The organism is Roseateles sp. P5_E11, from assembly GCF_054049355.1.
On sequence record NZ_JBFUMO010000695.1, the window covers coordinates 1 to 2,678 of the forward strand.

Sequence of the window (2,678 nt, forward strand, 5' to 3'; positions counted from 1 at the left end):
TGTTCATGTTGCGCAACTCGACGCCAATGGTGTCGATGCGCGTACCGACCGCGGTGAAGGTTTGCCCGGGCATGAAGGGGTACATCACACCGAAGCCTATCGACTGGGGCTGATCTATCACCACCACCGCGTGYGTCGTGGCAGGCGCCAACACAAGTGCGAAAAGCGTGCCCATCAGAAGAGGCAGACGAGGGGCAAGCCGGCGGGTTTCAGCTTTCATCATCGACTCCTTAAGAACTAAGGCATCGCGCAAGCTTAACTGGTTAGGGGCCGCCATATGGTTCGTGGACTGGCCTCTGCGAATGTCGTCACCCATGCCTCACTGCGCTGCTCTCATCGGCGAGGTCCTCGAACTTTGCGCCAACATCGCCATGAGATGCCCCGCGTCGCAGGGCCAACCGAAGACAGATTGATTCCGGTCTGCGCCAGCATGCGAACCACCACGATCGACGAGCCGGTGAAGACCCAGCCCTTTACGGTGCGATGTCGGATTGCATGCCAGCCAAGTCAACGCTGTGAGCGGCGCACCCGATGCATCAGCACGACCAGCCCGAATGCCAGCAGACCCACGCTGCCCGGCTCAGGAACCGGGCTGGCAAAGGACTTGGCGAAATCGGCGCCGCTGCCTTCGCTCAGCGCAGTAAAGGCGACGGCATTGCCGTTGGCATCCGTCAGGCCCGATATGCCACCCCAGGCCACGGTGTGAGACAAATCGGTGCGAAAAGCGGCGTCGGTGGCCGAGCTGGCGCCGAACACATAGCCCGCTGAGGCAGAAGCGCTCACGGTGCCTGCAAAGTGCAGCGCGATCGGCGTGCCGAAGGCAAAGCTGACAGTGAACGTCTGGCTGCCGAACTCTCCATTGCTGGACTCGAACAGGGCGCCGTTGCCGTTGCGGGAGATCGAATGATCCCCATGCCAGGCGGCGCTGGGTGAGAGGGGCGATCCTGGCAGATAGCCCGCGTTCAATGTGACGTCGGCCGTCCACTGCCCGATGACGGACCAGTTGCCACTCACGTTGCCGTTGCCGCCGATGCTCCCCGAGGCACCGATCGAGAAGGTCAGCAGCCCCAAGGCGCCGGGGCCGCACAGACTCAGGTTCTGGCAATTGACGGCATTGATCGTGAATGCGTCGTCAATGCTGCCGTTGGCCGAACTGCTGCCATTCGCGTACATCGCGGCGCCGTTCGTGCTGGTCAGGTTGGCGCTGGCTTCGGCCAGCAGATGCAAGGCGCCCAGCCCCGCGGAGGCAGAGGCATTGGAACGGCCCAGCCCCGTGGACACCGCCGCCCCGCCGCCGGCCGCTTCGAACTGCGAAGACGTGGCCGTGAAACTGACAGGCACCGTGTCCGCGTTGGAGTGGTAGTCGGTCGGGCCAGGGATATTGATGGTGCCGCTGCCCGCCGAAGCCGTGGCCGAGAATTTTGGCGTCGCCGCTTGCGCGGCAGCCCCAATCAGCAACAGGCAGGCGGCCAGAACGAGTGCGGGTGAACGTGCCATGCCAATCTCCGATGTCGCTGAAGCGGCGGATTGACGCATGGAAACACCGCCCCGCCTAGCGCCAGCCCGGCCCGCATCGTCACTGTTGATGGCGCCAACCACCCTGTTCGGGTAATGGCACCCACCACGATTGAATTCGCGCCCGGCGCGCGATTTGACTAGATTCCCTCGGCCCGACCGTAACGCCGAAACCGAAGGAATTCATATGCATAGATCCTGGAGACTGCCCTCAATCGCCCTGCTTTTGAGCTTGCAATTCGTGGCGTCCTCAGCAGCGGCAGCGCCCTGCGATGGGTCGAGCGACCCCTGCACCATTGACCTCGGCCGTGCGTCGGCCAATTTCGCAACCGGCGCCGCGTCCTACTACGCCGAAGCAGTGCTGGTGAATGGCACGGATGCCTACTACGGCGTGAACCCGCAGTTCCTGCCAACGCTGCAGGTCACGCACACGGCGGGCAGCGACGGCTTCACTTTCCAGCCGCAGATGTACGCCAGCGTGGGTGGCAGTGGTATCCAGGGATTGTTTGAAGTCGCGGCCACGCTGCAGTTCACCGGTCTGTCATTCACTGCGGAACCGGGCTACCAGATCACCGGCCTTCAGGCCGTGGTGAAGGGCAGCTTCTCCCTGGTGGGCAACGGCTATGGGGGGCTGTCCTTGCCCGGCCCGCTCCAGTGGGTCGATCAGAACTTCACCGCCATGGTCCCGCTCGATCCGGCCGCCGCTGACTTCCAGACCGGCTTCACGGTCGCGGCCAGCTATGTCGAGGGAGAAGACGGCACGGCGCTGTCATACGGGACCGGCAGTGCCAGCATCGACAGCGTGGCTTTCATCGTCAGCATCTCACCCGTGCCCGAGCCCGGCTCGTGGGTCCTGCTCGCGGCCGGCGGAGCACTGCTGCCGTGGCTGGTGAAGCGTCGGTCACGGCGTTCGTGAGGTGGACCATCACTAGCACTTTGCCTCGTCGAAGGGTGGACGCCGGAATCCCGTCCGGCGTTTCCGACCAGTCAAGTAACGGACGACGTGGTCCTCTGGCTACAACAACGTGGGCAGCAAGGCGGGCTGGCCCGCCGAAGTGCAGCGCGCCTTCGAAGCCTTTGCGCGCGGCGGCGGCTTCTCCATCACGAGGCGTTGAACCATTGGTCAACGCGGCGGAACCCACGCCCCCAACGCTCCTCTCCAA

3 protein-coding genes are annotated in these 2,678 nt (G+C 64.0%); 1 reads left to right on the plus strand and 2 read right to left on the minus strand.

Translation table 11 applies throughout. The features are described 5' to 3' along the window. On the minus strand, positions 1 to 220 hold a 220-nt coding region (locus tag ACXJKR_RS29290; RefSeq protein ID WP_457325844.1), incomplete at its 3' end, for a hypothetical protein. 287 nt (positions 221 to 507) lie between these two features. Beyond that, a complete protein-coding gene (locus ACXJKR_RS29295; protein ID WP_457325845.1) occupies positions 508 to 1,497 on the minus strand; it encodes a PEP-CTERM sorting domain-containing protein in 990 nt (329 codons plus the stop codon). 244 nt (positions 1,498 to 1,741) lie between these two features. Here ACXJKR_RS29295 and ACXJKR_RS29300 point away from each other — a divergent pair, with 244 nt between their 5' ends. Further along, positions 1,742 to 2,431 (plus strand): PEP-CTERM sorting domain-containing protein, encoded by a 690-nt coding sequence (locus ACXJKR_RS29300; RefSeq protein ID WP_457325846.1) that lies wholly within the window; start codon positions 1,742 to 1,744, stop codon positions 2,429 to 2,431. The last annotated feature ends 247 nt before the right edge of the window (positions 2,432 to 2,678 follow it).